The 16,298-nt window shown below is 66.6% G+C and carries 18 protein-coding genes and 1 tRNA gene; 12 read left to right on the forward strand and 7 right to left on the reverse strand.

All coding sequences use genetic code 11. The features are described 5' to 3' along the window. Nucleotides 1–141 precede the first annotated feature (141 nt). The 11 genes from VHA82_RS22300 to VHA82_RS22350 are packed head-to-tail and all read left to right on the forward strand — an operon-like array spanning nucleotide 142 to nucleotide 9,944. Nucleotides 142–552: an FAS1-like dehydratase domain-containing protein gene (locus tag VHA82_RS22300; RefSeq protein ID WP_325547368.1), complete on the forward strand. Its 411-nt coding sequence runs from the start codon at nucleotides 142–144 to the stop codon at nucleotides 550–552. After that, complete coding sequence (locus VHA82_RS22305) at nucleotides 549–902, forward strand: MaoC/PaaZ C-terminal domain-containing protein (protein WP_325547369.1); 354 nt, start codon at nucleotides 549–551, stop codon at nucleotides 900–902. The genes VHA82_RS22300 and VHA82_RS22305 overlap by 4 nt, the downstream gene beginning before the upstream one ends. Further along, entirely contained in the window at nucleotides 899–1,720 is an 822-nt protein-coding gene (locus VHA82_RS22310; RefSeq protein ID WP_325547370.1) for an enoyl-CoA hydratase/isomerase family protein, read from the forward strand. Before VHA82_RS22305 ends, VHA82_RS22310 begins: the two co-directional genes overlap by 4 nt. A 44-nt stretch (nucleotides 1,721–1,764) precedes the next feature. Next, on the forward strand, nucleotides 1,765–2,499 hold the full coding sequence (locus tag VHA82_RS22315; protein WP_325547371.1) for a Phenylacetic acid catabolic protein: 735 nt from the start codon (nucleotides 1,765–1,767) through the stop codon (nucleotides 2,497–2,499). A gap of 43 nt (nucleotides 2,500–2,542) precedes the next feature. Further along, entirely contained in the window at nucleotides 2,543–4,222 is a 1,680-nt protein-coding gene (locus VHA82_RS22320) for a class I adenylate-forming enzyme family protein (protein ID WP_325547372.1), read from the forward strand. Between the two features lie 7 nt (nucleotides 4,223–4,229). Beyond that, entirely contained in the window at nucleotides 4,230–5,279 is a 1,050-nt protein-coding gene (locus VHA82_RS22325) for an NAD(P)/FAD-dependent oxidoreductase (protein ID WP_325547373.1), read from the forward strand. Nucleotides 5,280–5,321: 42 nt separating this feature from the next. Further along, complete coding sequence (locus VHA82_RS22330; protein WP_325547374.1) at nucleotides 5,322–6,497, forward strand: ABC transporter substrate-binding protein; 1,176 nt, start codon at nucleotides 5,322–5,324, stop codon at nucleotides 6,495–6,497. 21 nt (nucleotides 6,498–6,518) lie between these two features. Next, nucleotides 6,519–7,442 (forward strand): branched-chain amino acid ABC transporter permease, encoded by a 924-nt coding sequence (locus VHA82_RS22335; protein ID WP_325547408.1) that lies wholly within the window; start codon nucleotides 6,519–6,521, stop codon nucleotides 7,440–7,442. Continuing rightward, nucleotides 7,442–8,389, forward strand: a complete 948-nt coding sequence (locus VHA82_RS22340; RefSeq protein WP_325547375.1) for a branched-chain amino acid ABC transporter permease — start codon at nucleotides 7,442–7,444, stop codon at nucleotides 8,387–8,389. The genes VHA82_RS22335 and VHA82_RS22340 overlap by 1 nt, the downstream gene beginning before the upstream one ends. Then, entirely contained in the window at nucleotides 8,389–9,231 is an 843-nt protein-coding gene (locus tag VHA82_RS22345) for an ABC transporter ATP-binding protein (RefSeq protein WP_325547376.1), read from the forward strand. Before VHA82_RS22340 ends, VHA82_RS22345 begins: the two co-directional genes overlap by 1 nt. A 2-nt stretch (nucleotides 9,232–9,233) precedes the next feature. Then, nucleotides 9,234–9,944 carry an ABC transporter ATP-binding protein gene (locus tag VHA82_RS22350; protein WP_325547377.1) on the forward strand — a complete coding sequence of 237 codons (711 nt, stop codon included), beginning with the start codon at nucleotides 9,234–9,236 and terminating at the stop codon, nucleotides 9,942–9,944. A gap of 27 nt (nucleotides 9,945–9,971) precedes the next feature. Here the strand turns inward: VHA82_RS22350 and VHA82_RS22355 are convergent. From VHA82_RS22355 to VHA82_RS22380, 6 genes are all read right to left on the reverse strand, one after another. Continuing rightward, nucleotides 9,972–10,047 (reverse strand) — tRNA-Lys (locus VHA82_RS22355). A 39-nt stretch (nucleotides 10,048–10,086) separates the two neighbouring features. Further along, complete coding sequence (locus VHA82_RS22360) at nucleotides 10,087–10,890, reverse strand: tRNA threonylcarbamoyladenosine dehydratase (RefSeq protein ID WP_325547378.1); 804 nt, start codon at nucleotides 10,888–10,890, stop codon at nucleotides 10,087–10,089. Nucleotides 10,891–10,894: 4 nt separating this feature from the next. Then, on the reverse strand, nucleotides 10,895–11,668 hold the full coding sequence (gene ybgF / locus VHA82_RS22365) for a tol-pal system protein YbgF (protein WP_325547379.1): 774 nt from the start codon (nucleotides 11,666–11,668) through the stop codon (nucleotides 10,895–10,897). Beyond that, a complete protein-coding gene (pal, locus tag VHA82_RS22370) occupies nucleotides 11,665–12,192 on the reverse strand; it encodes a peptidoglycan-associated lipoprotein Pal (RefSeq protein ID WP_325547380.1) in 528 nt (175 codons plus the stop codon). Before pal ends, ybgF begins: the two co-directional genes overlap by 4 nt. 53 nt (nucleotides 12,193–12,245) lie before the next feature. Then, the gene (gene tolB / locus VHA82_RS22375; protein ID WP_325547381.1) at nucleotides 12,246–13,559 is read right to left on the reverse strand and encodes a Tol-Pal system beta propeller repeat protein TolB; all 1,314 of its coding nucleotides are present in this window, start codon (nucleotides 13,557–13,559) and stop codon (nucleotides 12,246–12,248) included. Then, nucleotides 13,556–14,425, reverse strand: coding sequence for a glycosyltransferase family 2 protein (locus VHA82_RS22380; protein ID WP_325547382.1), 870 nt, complete (start codon nucleotides 14,423–14,425; stop codon nucleotides 13,556–13,558). The genes tolB and VHA82_RS22380 overlap by 4 nt, the downstream gene beginning before the upstream one ends. Here VHA82_RS22380 and galE point away from each other — a divergent pair. Continuing rightward, nucleotides 14,424–15,410, forward strand: coding sequence for a UDP-glucose 4-epimerase GalE (galE, locus tag VHA82_RS22385; RefSeq protein ID WP_325547383.1), 987 nt, complete (start codon nucleotides 14,424–14,426; stop codon nucleotides 15,408–15,410). The genes VHA82_RS22380 and galE overlap by 2 nt on opposite strands. Here galE and VHA82_RS22390 read toward each other — a convergent pair. Continuing rightward, nucleotides 15,397–16,224, reverse strand: a complete 828-nt coding sequence (locus VHA82_RS22390; RefSeq protein WP_325547384.1) for a glycosyltransferase family 2 protein — start codon at nucleotides 16,222–16,224, stop codon at nucleotides 15,397–15,399. The two genes, galE and VHA82_RS22390, sit on opposite strands and share 14 nt — an antisense overlap. Between the last annotated feature and the right edge of the window lie 74 nt (nucleotides 16,225–16,298).

The raw sequence follows: 16,298 nt of genomic DNA on the forward strand, positions 1-16,298 counted from the left end.
CGCGTCACTAACATACTAACTGGTCAGTATTGTACATCCCGAAAGCGATGGCAGGGCGTCCGCAATACTGGGGATAACCCCGATATATTGATCGACATCAAGGCTTAGCATACCGTACGGTCAGTATCTAAAAGGGGCAGTATGAAAAGCGATCGCGTCGGCGCCACCCTCCTGAGGGCTTCCCTGGTGGCGCACCAAGTCAAGCTGGACGAACTTGCGAGCGCCCTCGGCAACACCCCCAGCGCTCGCGACACAGCGCGCCTGGGCCTGTTCTTCGGACCCACCGTGGTCGGCTACCGCAACTTCGTGGACGCGATCGGCCTCGACCTGGAACGGGCCCTGCTCGGCGGGCACGAGACGCGCTGGATCCGGCCCTTCGAAGCGGGCGAAAGTGTGCAGGCCGAAATGAAGATGGTCGACTACCAGGAAAAGAACGGCATGGAAATCGGCGTTTTCGAAACGAGCTTCAGTACGCCGGACGGGCAGCCGATCCAGATCCAGCGCACCACGTTCATTGAACGCGCGGCCAAGGCCAAGGGGGCTGCGGCATGAAGGAATTGAACATCTCGCTGCCCGCGCTCACCAGCGAGCATCTCGTTCGCTTCGCGGGCGCCGTACTCGACTTCAACCCGATCCATTACGACGATCAGTTCGCGCGAGCGGCCGGCCTGCCCGGCGTCATCGCCCAAGGCCCCCTCACCTACCTCGTGACGCTCGACGCCCTGGTGGCCGCCTACGGTGCCGCGGGCATCAGTTCGCTCGCGGTGCGCCTGAAGGCTCCCGTGCTGCCCGGAGCGGCGCTGCAACTGCAGGCGACCGCAGACGGCAAGCTCTCGCTGCGGGCAGGCGACGGCGAGGCGCTGGCCGGCAGCTACGCCACCGCCGAGGGGAGGCAGCCATGACCATGACTCGCGACGAAATGCTGTCCTCGGCAACGGGCGAGTTCGTCAAGGTGATGGAGCCCGCGCCTCACGTGCGCGTGCTGATGCTGCACCGGCCGGACACGATGAATTCCTGGCACGGGCCGATGCGGGCCGAAATGGCCCAGGCCGTGCAGGACCTGGCCAATTCCGACACCCGCGTCGCGATCATCTGCGGCAACGAGAAGTCGTTTTCCGCGGGCGAGGACGTTCGCGGGATGGACAACCTCGCCGACATTTCCACGAAGCGCTTCCGCAGCATCGCACGCCAGTTCCACGATGTCTTCGACTCACTCGAGGCGCTGGAGCTGCCGGTGATCGCCGCCGTCGAGGGCGTGGCGGCCGGCGGCGGCATGGAACTTTGCCTCAGCTGTGACTTCCGCGTGGCTGGCGCGAAGGCCCGCTTCGGCTTGCCCGAAACCAATGTCGGACTGATCCCTGGATCCGGCGGCTGTTCGCGGCTGGTACGGCTCGTCGGGCTGGCTCGCGCGAAGCAAATCCTGATGCTCGAGGGCGTGATGAATGCGCAGCGCGCCAACGAACTCGGCCTGGTCACGCGCCTGGTCGAGGCAGGCGGCGCACTCGAGGAAGCTCTGGTCATGGCCCAGGTGCTGGCAGCCAAGGCGCCCCTCGCGCTCGGGATGGCCAAGCTCGTGCTGAACACCTGTGCGGAAGTCGATCTGGAAACCGGTCGCCGTCTCGAGCGTCTTGGTCAAAGCGTATTGAAGAAGACCGAAGACCACCGCGAAGGAGTGCGGGCTTTCCTCGAGAAGCGCCCCGCCGACTGGACCGAGACATAAGCCCGGCGCATGCGCCGCCACCCGTCAATCAATGGAGAGAAATCATGGAAGCCACCGTCGAACGCCAAATGGGCCGCATCTACAAAAGGGGCGATCCGGACATGCCCGAGGAATTGAGCAATGCAATCGTGAAGGTGCTGACAAAGCACATCGAGAACTCGACCAACCCGCACTTCACCAAGCTGCTCAGCTACCTCTGGGACCGGTGCATGACCCTGTGTCCCGACGAAGAAACCAAGGACCAGCTCGCGCTGCTCATGATGCAGGAGGTCGGCCACGGCGTGATCACGTGGCGCATCCTGAAGGACTTCGGCGTGAACCAGGTGGACGTTCCGGTGGACAAGTACCAGTACGCCTTCAACCTGCCCATCGACACGTGGTGCGACCTGTGCTACTTCCAGGCGCTCACAGACCGCGTCGGAACCTATGTCGGCGAGAACTGGGGCGATGTTCCCTACGAGCCGATGCGCGCCGTGGCGCCGCAATTGCACAGCGAGGAGCTGTTCCATTGCAACCTCGGCTACAAGAACCTGGTCAAGCACTGCAAGACTCCGGAAGGGCTGGCCGAAGCCAATGAGCTGATCCACAAGTGGTGGCCCGCGGCGCTTGACATGTTCGGCAGATCCGGCTCGAAGTCGAGCGAGGTGTACCTGAAGTGGGGCATCCAGAAGAAGGGCAACGCGGAACTTCGCGAGCAGTACATCAAGGACACCCGCCCGCTTCTGGAAAAGATCGGCATCAAGGTGCCCGACGACAACGCCAATCGCCGCTTTCAGTGAGCGCCAGGCGCCGCAGAAGCCAGCGCAACTCAGGAGACAAACCATGCGCGCATCTCGCGACCTTCCGTTGACCACGGCGCAGGAGGCTGACCGGTATCGGCGCTCCGGCGCCTGGCCCGACGAAACCGTCTATGAGCGCTTCGAGCGCATTGCGCTGCGGTACGGCGACAAGAATGCGGTCATCGAAGCCGACAGGGTGCTGACCTATTCGCAGCTGCTGGAGCGTGTGCGCGCATTGTCGCGCGGCCTGCTCGACGCCGGTATCCGGCAAGGGGATGTCGTCGCCGTTCAGATGCCGAATTCCGCGGAGATTCCCATCGCCCACCTGGCGCTCAATCGCATCGGCGCGCTGGCGATGCCGATCCACGAATCGTGGCTGGACGCAGAACTGCCGCACTTGCTTTCGCTCGGCAAGGCCGTGGCTGCGATCATGCCCTCGCGGCTGAAGGACGTGGACTACCCTGCCCTCTACGCAACGCTCAGGCCGAAGCTGCCCCAACTCCAGCAGGTATGGGCGCTCGGCGAACCCAGCCCGCATGCGGACTCCTTCGACGCCCTGCTCGAGCGTGGCAGCGAAGAAGCCGTCCGGGCGCTGGGGCCGGTCGATCCGGATGCACCTGGCGACCTGATGCTCTCCTCCGGCACGACTTCCATGCCGAAGGTCAGCGTGTTTTCGAGCAACGGCCTGATGGCCCTGCTGCAACCGTTCTGGAAACGAATCCAGATCCGGCCCGACGACGTCGCCGCTGCTTTGGCGCCGGCGGGGACGGGGGCCATCGGTTACGTCTATCCGATCCTGAGCCCCCTCTTGAACGGAGCGACCACGGTCATCCTGGAGCGCTGGGGAGACCCCGAACTGGCGGTCGATCTGATCATCAGGAACCGGTGCACGTACGCCACCGGCGTCCCCGCGCAACTCACGCAGATGCTGCCGGCGATTTCCGCCCGCTCGCCCGGCGACTTCGCCGCATTCCGCTGCTTCACCAATGCGGGCGCCCCGCTCTCCCCCGACGTCGGTCGTGAAGTGGAGGAGAAGATGGGCTGCAAGATCTTCGTGATCTACGGCGCGACGGACGGAGGCGTCGCGAGCTGCACCTCCATCGAAGAGGATACGCAGGAGCAGAGGCTCACGACCGTGGGTCGGCCGCAGGATGAATGCGAGATCCGCCTCATGAACGAGGTCGGCGAACCCCTCCCCGCCGGACCCGATGTCACGGGCGAAATCCAGTGGCGATGCGCCGACAAGTCCTATGGATACCTGAACGACCCCGAGGCGACGGCGATGGCATTCACTTCGGACCGTTTCTATCGCACGGGTGACCTCGGCAGCTTCGACGAAAGCGGCCGGTTGCGCATCGTCGGGCGCGTGAAGGACATGATCATCCGTGGCGGCCGCAACATCAGCCCGCGCCTGATCGAGGAAATGGTGGGCCGCGATCCGCGCGTGCTCGAAGTGGCCGTCGCTGCTTATCCCGACAAGGTGCTCGGTGAACGCGCATGCGCTTTCGTGGTGCCGCGCTCGGGCACCGCCATCTCGTTGCCGTCGCTGCTCGAATTCCTGCGCACGCAGCAGATGCCCACCTGGCAGATGCCCGAGCGGCTGGAATTGCTGACCGAGTTGCCCAAGTCCGCGGGCGGCAAGGTCATGAAGAACAAGCTGCGGGAGTACGTCGCGGCCAAGGTGCGCACCGAAGAGGCCGCAGCCGAGTCTGCGAAGGCCTGATCGCCCGATGCCGAACGTCCACGCCACAGACGTCGTCATCGTCGGTGCAGGTCCGGTCGGGCTCTTCGGCGTGTTCGAGTGCGGCATGCTGAAGATGAAATGCCACGTGGTGGACACGCTCGACGCCATCGGGGGACAGTGCACCGCGCTGTATCCCGAAAAGCCGATCTACGACATCCCCGGCTTCCCGCGCGTCGATGCGGGTGAACTGATCGAACGGCTCACACAGCAGGCGGCGCCCTTCGGCCCGGTGTACCACCTGGGTCGGACAGTCACCGAGTTGCGCAGCCTGGACGACGGCACCTTCGCGGTCGTCCTTTCGGACGGCGCGTGCCTCGTCGCGAAAGCGGTGATCGTCGCCGGCGGCGGCGGGACCCTGGGTCCGAACAAACCACCCTTGGCGGGAATCGACAGGTACGAAGGCCGACACGTGCTGTACCGCGTCAACCGCTTGGAGGAACTGCGCGGGCGGCGCGTCGTGGTGGCCGGCGGCGGCGACTCGGCTGTCGACTGGGCCCTGGCACTCGCGGGCATCGCCGAGCACGTGATGCTGGTGCACAGGCGCTTGAAGTTCCGCGCGGCACCGGCCTCGGTGGAGGCGCTGCACACGGCCGAACGCGAGGGGCGACTCGAACTGGTTGCGCCTTACCAGCTGCACGCGCTGGAGGGAGACGGCCACAACCTGCACGGCATCACGGTGCGCACCGAAGCCGGCGAAGAGCGCCTGTTGAAAGCCGACGTGCTGCTGGCGCTGTTCGGCATTGCCACCGAGCTCGGCCCTATCGCCGGCTGGAACCTGGCGTTGGAGCACCAGCAGATCCGGACCCATCCGGGCACCAGCGAGACCAACCGGCCCGGCGTTTACGCGGCGGGCGACATCAGCTCCTACCCGGGCAAGCTGAAACTGATCCTGACCGGCTTCGCGGAGATCGCGGCGGCAGCGCACCACATCTTCCCTCGCGTGCATCCCGGCGAAGTGCTGCACCTCGAACATTCCACGACCGTCGGGGTACCCCCGATGGTCAAGCACACGGCACTCGCTGAAGCTGCCACCTGAGCATCCGCAAACCAGCCTCATTCACCAGAGAGAGACAAACCCATGAATCGCCAACTTGCCGCCACGCTAGCATTCGTCACGGCGAGCGTCGTGCTTGCAGCCACCGCACACGCCGCCGACAAGGTGAAGGTCGCCTTTGTGTCGACCTTGTCCGGGCCGCAGGCACTCTTGGGCAAGCACCAGCAGGATGGGTACATGCTCGCCATCAAGGAACTCGGCGGGAAACTCGGCGGCCTTCCGGCCGAAGTGAAGCTCTACGACGACCAGTTCAAGCCGGACGTTGCGCGCCAGATCGCCGATCGCATCGTGAAGCAGGAGCAGGCGGATTTCGCCACGGGGTTCCTCTTTTCGAATGTGCTGCTGCCCATGATCAACCCGCTCACCGAGGCCAAGACCATCGTGATCAGCGCCAACGCCGGCCCCTCGCAGTTGGCGGGCAAGCAATGCAGTCCCTACTTCTTCTCGTCCGCGTGGCAGACCGATCAGGCAGCCAGCGCGGTCGGCGCCTATGTAGCCAAGACAGGCGCCAAGAAGGTGTTCATCATGGCCTCGAATTACCAGGCGGGCCAGGACAGCGTCGCCGGCTTCAAGCGGACCTTCAAGGGACAGGTCGTGCAGGAAATCTTTCCGCCGCTCACGCAGCCGGACTTCTCCGCGGAGATCGCGCAGATCGCCGCCAGCAAGCCGGACGCCGTGTTCGCCTTCATCGCCGGCTCTCCCGCAATCAACTTCGTGAAGCAGTACGCGGCGTCGGGGCTGAAAGCCACCATCCCGCTGTACTCCACCTTCACCGTCTACGGACCTTACCTGGAAACCATCGGTGACGCCGCTCTCGGCTCACGCTCGGCCGGCTTCTGGACGCCGGACATGGACAACCCGGCCAGCAAGCGTTTCGTCGAAGCCTTCCGCAAGGAGTACGGCTACGTGCCGTCCAACATCTCCGCGCAGGCCTATGAATCCGCCAGGATCATGGATGCGGCCATCGCGGCCGTGAAGGGGAAGGTCGAGGACAAGGACGCGCTCGTCGCGGCAATACAGGCGCTCAGGTTCGACTCGATCCGCGGGCCGTTCCATTACGGCAAGAACCACTTCCCGGTGCAGAACTTCTACGCCACCGAAGTCATCCGCATGGCGGACGGCAAGCTGATCGAGGCAAATCGCGGCCTGATCGTGAAGGACGACGTCGACGCGTACGTCGGCGACTGCGCCATGAAATAAGGCGGGAACGCAGACGTGGTCATCACGCCGGCCCTCGTCCTTATCCAGTTGCTGAACGGGCTGCAGTTCGGCGTGACCCTGTTCCTGTTCACCGCGGGGCTGACGTTGGTGCTCGGAATCATGAACTTCATGAACCTGGCCCACGCGTCGCTGTACATGATCGGCGCCTATTTCGCGGTGGCGCTGACCAACTGGTCCGGCTCCTTCGTGCTGGGAGCCCTGCTGGCGCTGCCGGCCGTCTTCGTCACCGCGGCGCTCGTCGAGTACATCGTGCTGCGCAAGTTCTACCAGCGGCACCACCTGGACCAGGTGCTGGTGACCTTCGGGCTCATCATGTTCTTCAACGAGGCGGTCCGCATCCTGTGGGGTACCGCTGGGCTGTATGTCACGGTGCCGCCCTTCCTCGCGGGAAGCATCACGCTGGGCGTCGGAATGCTGTATCCGGTGTACCGACTGGTGATCATCGCAGCCGGCGTCGTGGTGGCCGTGGGCCTCTACGTCGTCATCCGGTACACCCGCGTCGGCATGTTCATCCGTGCGGGTGCCGACAAACCCGAGATGGTGGAGGCGGTGGGCGTCGATATCCGATGGTTGTTCCGCGGCGTCGTGGCCGTGGGCGGGATGCTCGCGGCCTTCGCGGGCGCAATGACCGGACCGCTGTTCTCCGTCGAGTCGGGGATGGGCGATTCGATCCTCATCCTCGCGCTGGTGGTCATCGTGATCGGGGGCATCGGCTCCATCCGCGGATCCTTCATCGCGGCCTTGATCGTGGGCGTGGTCGACTCCCTCGGCCGCAGCTTCCTGCCCCAGTTCTTCGCCGCATTCCTGTCGCGCCCGGTCGCGGATGCGCTCGGGCCTGCCACCGGCTCCATGCTGATCTACCTCCTGATGATGGTCATCCTGCTGGTCAAGCCCGAAGGGCTGTTCGCCGCGAAGACTCGTTGATGCAAAGGCTGCGCGATCCCCTTCCGTGGGTTGCCATCATCCTGCTGGCGTTGCCGCCCGTGGCGCATGCCCTCGATGCCGGCTTCTATGTCAGCTTCGCGACGCGGGTGATGATCTTCGGCATGGCAGCCCTCAGCCTGAACCTCGTGCTGGGTTTCGGCGGCATGACCAGCCTGGGCCATGCGGCATTCATGGGCATCGGCGCTTATACCGTCGGCCTGCTGATGTTGCACGGCATTTCCAACGGCTATCTGCATTTCGCGGCCGCCATCGCCGTGGGCGCAGCAGCCTCTGTCGTGATCGGTGCCATCTGCCTGCGCACCGGGGGGCTGTCCTTCATCATGTTGACGCTGGCCTCCGCGCAACTGCTGTTCTTCGTCGGCTCCGGGCTGAAGCAGTACGGCGGCGACGACGGCTTTTCGTTCAGGGGCCGCAGCGATTTCGGCGCCCTCGTGCCGCTGAACACGCCGGAGGCCCTCTATCTGTTCGTGCTCGCATGGCTCGTGCTGACCGCCTGGATCGTGCGGCGCGTCGTGCAGTCGCGCTTTGGCATCGCCTTGCGCGGCATCAAGAGCAACGAGGCGCGCGCCCGGTCCATCGGCGTGCACGCTTACCGCTACCGGCTCGCCGCCTTCGTGCTGGCGGGCACGCTCTCTTCGATCTCCGGCGCGCTCCTTGCCAACCTCTCGCAATTCGTCAGCCCGGCGTACATGCACTGGAGCCGCTCCGCGGAGCTGCTGCTGATGGTGCTTCTCGGCGGCATGTCGAGCGTGGTCGGGCCGCTGGTGGGAGCGGCGGCCTTCCTGCTGCTCGAGGAAGGCCTGGCCCACCTCACCAACCATTGGCAGGCCTTGATGGGACTGGTGCTGGTGGTGATCGTCATGTATGCGCGCAACGGCCTGGGGGATCTCGGCCGCCTGTTGCGCCGGGTGCGGGGTGCGGTGTGATGCAGGACATCGCGATGCATCGCGCCATGGTCAGTGCCGCAGCGGGCCGGCGACGGGCTCCCGATGCCGGCTCGCCCGCCGATGGCACGCGGCTCGGCAACCCGGCCACCGCAGTCCTGAGCGCGCGCGGGCTGGTCAAGCGCTATGGCGGGCTGGTGGTGACCAGCAAGGTGGACCTGGACGTGCTGCCGGCGGAAGTGCATGCGCTGGTGGGCCCCAACGGCGCCGGCAAGACGACCTTGCTCGGGCAGCTCACCGGCGAGATCAGCAGTGACGAGGGCCGGATCCTCTTCCGCGGCAAGGACATCACGCGGCTGCCGCCACATCGCCGGGCCCAATTGGGCCTGGCCCGCTCGTTCCAGATCACCTCGGTGTTCCACGAGCTCAGCGTCCTCGAAAACGCCATGTTCGCGGTGCAGGCCAAGGAAGGCCATTCGTTCCGCTTCTGGAAGAACGCGCTGGCCGACGAGGGCCTTACCGGCGCGGCCCACGCGCTGCTGGAACGCGTGGGGCTCGCCGCCGAGGCGGCCCGGCCGGCCTCGGACCTGAGCCACGGGCAGCACCGGCAGCTCGAGATCGCGATCGCCTTGGCCGGCACACCGCAGGTCCTGCTGCTCGACGAACCCATGGCCGGAATGGGCATCGAGGACTCGGCGCGCTTGACCCGGATGCTGCTCGCATTGAAGGGCAGCGTCCCCATGCTTTTGGTGGAGCATGACATGGATGCGGTCTTCACCCTGGCCGACCGGATTACCGTGCTGGTGTACGGCGAGCGCATCGTCACCGGAACGCCGGCCGAGATTCGCGCGCACCCGGAAGTGCGCCGCGCGTACCTGGGATGACCATGGAGCCGCTGCTGCAGGTCGAGGACCTTGAAACATTCTACGGCCGCAGCCAGGTGCTCTTCGGCGTGGGCTTCAGCGGCGGCGAGGGCGAGGTCGTCGGTCTGATGGGTCGCAACGGCATGGGCAAGACCACCACGCTGCGCTCCATCATGGGTCTGACGCGACCGAGCCGTGGCACCGTGCGGATCGCGAACGTGCCGATGCAGCGCCAGCCTGCTTTTCGTATTGCGCGCGCGGGCGTGGCGATCGTGCCGGAAGGCCGGCAGGTGTTTCGAAACCTCACTGTGCGGGAACACCTTCTGATGGCGGAATCGCGCCGGGCGACGTCGACGCCGCGCTGGACGGTGCAGCGAATCCACGAACTCTTCCCGCGCCTGCAGGAGCGTGAGGGCCACCTGGGCACCCAGTTGTCCGGAGGCGAACAGCAGATGCTCGCGATTGCACGCGCGCTGATGACCTGCCCCCGGCTCGTTCTGCTGGACGAGGCGACCGAGGGCCTTGCCCCGCTGGTGCGCCAGGAGATCTGGTCCGCTCTCCGCGCGCTCAAGCGCAGCGGCATGGCGATCGTGGTCGTGGACAAGAACCTGCAGGAACTCGCCAGCGTGGCGGACCGCCTCGTGGTGCTGGAAAAGGGCCGCGTCGCGTGGACCGGTGACACCGAAAGACTTCGGAGCGATCCTGCCCTTCAGCAGCGCTACCTGGGGATCTGAGATGCCCCGTGGGGACATCGGCCTGTGTGGTAGGACGTGCAGGATTCGAACCTGCGACCAACGGATTAAAAGTCCGCTGCTCTACCAACTGAGCTAACGTCCCGCCTTCTCCACCGCGCGTTGCACGCGGCAAAGCCTTGAATTATAGCTTTGTGCCTCGGGGCGGCCGCCGCCCTCGCCCGCTCGCGATCCGGTCCAGCACCCACCCCGCCGCACACTGCCCGAACGTCGCGGTCACGCTCACCACGCTCCCATACCCATGGCAGTTCAGCGTCCCATCGCCTTCGAGGTTGCACGAAGGGTCCGGCGGCGCCACGGGCTCGCGGCTGAAGACACACGGCACGCCGATCCGCTTGCCTTCCCTCGGCGCCGAATGAATCTTGCGCAACCGGTAGCGCACCTGCGCGAGCAACGGGTCGTGCGTCGTGTTCGCAAGGTCGTCCACATCCACCTTGTGCGCAAACCGCTTGCCGCCCGCCGCCCCGCAGGCGATGAAAAGATACTTGCCATTCAAGGCCCAAGCCGCCATCGCGACCTTCGCCCGCACCTCGTCACAGGCATCGATCACGACATCCACGCCATCCGGAACCAACGCCGGCCAGTTGTCCGGTTCGACGAAATCCTCGACCGTCTCCACGCGGCACACCGGATGAATCTGCGCGATGCGGCTCTTCATCGCGAACACCTTCGCCTGGCCCAGCGTGCCATCGAGCGCATGCACCTGCCTGTTGATGTTGGATTCGGCGATGTGATCCAGATCGATCAACGTGAGCGCGCCGATGCCGCTTCGTGCAAGCGCCTCCGCGGCCCACGAGCCGACACCGCCGATGCCCACCACCGCCACATGCGCCGCACGGATCGCGGCTGCGCCATCCATGCCGTACAGGCGCTCCAGGCCACCGAAGCGGCGCTGCAGGTCGACCGCGGATTCGTCGAGGTGTGTCATCGGCTCAGCGCAAGCGCGCGAGCCGCTCCTTCGCCGCTTGCGCGGCTTCCGACTGCGGGTAGGCCTTCACAAGCTCGTCGAGCGTGCGACGCGCCCCCGCATTGTCCTTCAACTCGATCTGGCAGTTGGCGATCGATAGCACCGCCTCCGGCGCGCGCGCATGGTCCGGCGCCTGCGCGAGCAGCGCTCGGAAGTTCGCGATCGCACCCTTGTAGTCGCGATTCGCGTACTGCGCGTTCCCCAGCCAGAAGAGCGCCGCGGGCCTGTAGCCCGACTGCGGATAGCGCTTGATGAAGTCCGCGAAAGCCGCTTGCGCGCCAGGGAAGTCGCCCTTGCGGAAGGTGGCGAGCGCCGCTTCGAAGTCGCGCTGCTCCGCCGGATCGGCCGTGAATTCGCGGCCGTCGACCGTCACCTTCACGGGCTCGAACTTGCGCAGCCGCTCATCGACGCTCGCCGAAATATCCTTCTGCGCGCGCTGCATGTCGGAAATGCCGCGCATGAGCGTCTCGTTCTCGCCGCGCAGCCGTGCCATGTCCGTGCGCGTCATGTCGATCTGGTTTTGCAGCTCGAGGATGCTGCGCCGAAGCTGCGCGTTCTCGTCGGACAGGCGCTGGATCTCGTCCGCGTTCGCCTGCCGGTTCGCCTCCACCTTGCCGCGCAGGTCGAGAATGGCGCGACGCGCTTCGTCGTCCTCGAACAGGGCGGCGCGCGCGGGCAGCGACACGAGGGCGGACACCGCGAACGCGGCGGCCAGCATGGAACGCGCAATGCTCTTCATCGCCGGTATGCGATCTCGGCGCGCCGGTTCTTCGCCCACGCTTCTTCATTGCTCCCCTCGACGGCCGGCTTCTCCTTGCCGAAGCTCACCGCCTCCATCTGCGAGTCGGCCACGCCCAGAAGATTCAGCGACTTGCGCACCGCCTCCGAGCGGCGCTGGCCGAGCGCGAGGTTGTATTCGCTGCCTCCGCGCTCGTCGGTGTGACCTTCGATCACGACGTGGCGCCTCGGGTCCTGCTTCAGGAATCGCGCATGCGCGTCGATCAGCGACTGGTATTCCGGCTTGATCGAGTAGCTGTCGAAATCGAAGTACACGATGCGCGCCACGTTCTGCGGCCCCTGCTGGCTCGCCGAGGTGATGTCGGCCTGTACCGGCGTCACCTGGCTTTGCGCGGGCGGCGCGACGGGCGCGCCCGTGGTGGCGACAGGCTTCTTGTCCTCGACCGGCACGTCGTCGAGCGGCACGCTCGAACAGCCGGCCAGCAGTGCCGCGAGCAGCACCGCCGCAAAAGCACGATCTCTCATTGCATGACCTCCTGAGTGCATTGCATGGAATCCGAATCCCCGTGCGAACCGGGTCATCGCTGGAACGGGCCCCAGTCGGGCTCGCGGATGTCCCCGCCCTTGCCGGCGAGGTGCGCCTTGATCTTGCCGTCGAGGGTGGTCGTCATGAGCGCTTCGCGGCCGCCCACGCGCGTCGAATAGACAATCAGCCGGCCATTCGGGGCGAAGCTCGGGCTCTCGTCCGCGGTCGTGTCGGTCACCGATTGCACATTGCCGCTCGCGAGCTCCATCACCTGAAGCTTGAAGGCGCCGTTGATTCGCGAAATGTAGGCGAGCCACCTGCCGTCGGCGCTCAACGCCGGGGAAATGTTGTAACTCCCCGTAAAGGTCACGCGCTCGGGCTCGCCGCCCGAAGCGGGCATGCGATAAATCTGCGGCGCCCCGCCGCGGTCGCTCACGAAATAGATCGAGCGGCCGTCGGACGAATAGATGGGCTCGGTGTCGATGCCGCCCGACTGCGTGAGGCGCCTCGGCTCGCCCCCGTTCGCATCGATCGTGTAGAGCTGCGAGCCGCCGTCGCGCGTGAGCGTAACGGCCAGCGTGCGCCCGTCGGGCGACCACGCGGGCGCGCTGTTGGAGCCCCGGAAGTTCGCGATGAGGCGGCGCTGCCCCGAAGCGACGCTGTGCACGTACACGACGGGCTTGCGCGATTCGAACGAGACGTAGGCAAGCTGCTGCCCGTTGGCCGACCACGCGGGCGAGATGATGGGCTCGGGCGACGCCAGCGCGGACTGCGCGTTCTCGCCGTCGGCGTCGGCGACCCAGAGGTTGTAGCGGTTGCCGGTCTTGGTGACGTAGGCGATGCGCGTGGAGAAGATGCCCTTGTCGCCGGTGAGCTTCTCGTAGATGAAGTCGGCGATGCGGTGCGCCGCGAGGCGCAGGTCGTCCTGCGCGACCGCATAGCTCTGGCCGCCCAGGTCCTGCCCGCGCACGACGTCCCAGAGCCGAAAGCGCACGTCGTAGCGGCCGTCCGCCAGCCGCGTGATGCTGCCCACGGCGAGCGAATCGGCGCCCTTTTGCCGCCAGGGGCTCACGTCGGGGCGGCTCGTTTCGTCCAGCGCGGCCGCGGAGCCGTCGATCGTGCGGAACTGCCCGCTTCGCTCGAGGTCGGCCTGCACGATGGAGGCGATCTTCTGAGGCGACTGCGCCTCGCCTCGCAGCGGCACGAGCGCGATGGGCAGCTGCGTGAGGCCCACGCCCGTCACTTCGACGCGAAACTGCGCGAGCGCCGGCAACGCGGCCAGCGCCGCGAGCGATGCCAGCGATGCGACCGCCGCGCGGCGGCCCGGTTGCGAAGGTTGCTCCTTGGCGCGGGGGCTATCGTTCATCGCTGCTTAGTCCCACATTCCTCGGTCGAGTTCGAAGCCGGAGTGCGTCCGGATGTTACGGCGGGCATCGCGCGTATGCCGCGCAAGTCCAGCCACAGCTTCAGGTAGCGATAGAACGTCCCTTCCGCGCTCGAGAGGGCGAGCACGAACCCGAGCTTGCCGTCGAGGAAGCCGCGCCGCACTATATACATTCGCACGAATGTCCATGCGGCATGAAGCATAGCCGATGCGAGCGAGGCGCTGCGGCCTTCGCTCGCGAGACGCACGGCGCCGGCCGTGGAGTAGCGGTTCATCTTCTCGAGCACCGTCTCGAGGTCGGGGTAGGAGTAGTGCAGGAGCGGGTGCTCGAAGTGCCTCACCCATCCGTCCGGGATGACGCGCTCGTGCAGCACATCGTCCGAAAACCGCGCCGTGCCGCGCCGGAAAAGGCGCAGCACGCGGTCGGGCGACCAGCCCGAATGGTTCATGAACTGTCCGCAAAAGCTCGAGCGGCGCGGCATGTCCCACGCGTCGGCCGCGGGCCGCGAAGCCGTGACCACGCGCAGGATTTCGGCCTGCAGCTCGGGCGTGACGCGCTCGTCCGCGTCGAGCGAGAGCACCCAGTTCTCCCGCGCGAGGGCGAGCGCGCGGGTCTTCTGCAGGCCGTAGCCGCGCCAGTCGCGCGCGTGCTCGACGTGCGCGCCGAAGTGCCGCGCGATTTCGAGCGTGCGGTCCGTGCTGCCGCTGTCCACCACGATCAGCTCGCGCGCGAACGGCACGGACGCGAGGCAATGCGGCAGATTGGCCTCTTCGTTGTGCGTGATGACGATCACGCTCACGGGCGCGTGCCCGGGCGGTCGTCCGGATACGCTGGATAATCCCGACATGACCCGCGATTATGCCGATCCACCCGTCCTCGTTTGCGGCGGGGCCGGCTACATCGGGTCGCACATGGTGGCGATGCTCGCCGAACACGGGCGGCGCGTGGTGGTCGTCGACAACCTCTCGAGCGGCCACGCCGATGCCGTCGCGGCCGCCCCGCTCGAGCGGGGCGACATCGGCGACGCGCGATTCATCGCTTCGGTGCTCGAGCGCCACCGGCCCGACTGCGTGATGCACTTCGCGGGCTCGAGTCTCGTCGCGCAGTCGCTGCGCGAGCCGGCGGCCTATTGGCGCAACAACGTGTTCTGCACCCTCGTCCTGCTGGAGGCGATGCGCGCCGCGGGCGTGCGCCAGCTCGTGTTTTCCTCCACGGCCGCCGTGTACGGCGAGCCCGAACGGGTGCCGATCCCCGAGGATCATCCCTGCCGGCCGATCAATCCGTACGGGCATTCGAAGCTCGCGGTCGAGCATCTTCTCGACGACTTCGGCCGCGCGCACGGCCTGCGTTCGATATCGCTGCGCTACTTCAACGCGGCCGGCGCGCATCCGCTCGGTATGCTCGGCGAGCGGCACGAACCCGAAACGCACCTGATCCCGCGCGTGCTGCAAGCCGCCGCCGGCCGCGTGCCGCACGTGGCGCGCTTCGGCCTTTCGCACGGCACGCCGGACGGCTCGTGCGTGCGCGATTTCATCCACGTGCAAGACCTGTGCGCGGCGCATCTGCTCGCGCTCGAGCGGCTGCGCTCGGGCGGGGCGAGCGCCGTCTACAACCTCGGCACGGGGCGCGGCCATTCGGTGACGGAAGTGATCGACGCCGCCCGCCGCGTGACGGGGCGGGCCATCGAAGTCGCCGACGAGCCCGCGCGCGAAGGCGACCCGCCCGCGCTGGTCGCCGATGCTTCGCGCGCCCGCGACGAGCTCGGCTGGACGCCGCGCTACCCGCAGCTGCAGACCATGATCGCGCACGCCTGGGCGTTCATGTCCAGGTGATCGCGCCGCCGGGCTGCGCCTGCCCGCGCATCGTCATGCCGTAGCGCGCGAGTTCGGCGTCGCGCCAGGCGTCGAGCTCGCGCGTCCTTTGCAGCTTGTCCCACTTGCGCCGCAGCCATGACTTGCCGAGCAGGCGGTAGTTGTAGCGGTGGCCCAGGCCGTCTTTCTGGGCGAGGCCACGCTCCTGCTTCATGGCGGACTGCGTCATCGAGCCGAAGTGATGCAGCCACGAAGCACCGGTGGTGGCGCCGCGGATGCCCGCCTTGTCCATCTCGTGGAAGAACATCGTGTCCTCGTAGCCGAGCAGCGCGGGCACCGGCTGGAAGTAGCCGATTTCGAGCCACACCGACTTGTGCACGGCCAGGCACACCGCGTGGCACCAGCCCAGCCGCAGCGCGTCGCGCATGTCGTGGCTCGCGCGGGCGGCGAATGCATCGAAGTCGTAGTCGAGCGGCCCTTCCACGAGCGAAGGCGAGATCACGCGCACGCCGTGCTCGCGCGCCGCGCCGATCAGTCCTTCGATCCAGCCCGCGCTCACGAGCACGTCGTTGTTCATCACGATCGTCCACTCGGCCTGCAGCGCGAGCGCGCCCTGGTTCCACGCGACGCCGCAGCCCAGGTTGTCCGAGTTGTAGATGCGCCCGCCGAGCGGCAGCGTATCGAGGTAGGCGCGCGTTGCGTCCTTCGAGCCGTTGTCCACCACCACCAGCCGCTCGAGCGGCGTGCCGTGGCGCACCATGCTCTGCACGCACAGCCGCGTGTATTCGAGCTGTCCGTAGCAGGCAAAGGTGATCGCGTACTCGGCGGGGTCCATGTGTGATGGTCGCGGATTCTAGCGGGGCGCGCCGGCGTGCTTTGCTATCATGCGAGGCTCGGAAACGCTCGAGC

The organism is Ramlibacter sp. (assembly GCF_035548915.1).
GTDB lineage: Bacteria > Pseudomonadota > Gammaproteobacteria > Burkholderiales > Burkholderiaceae_C > Ramlibacter.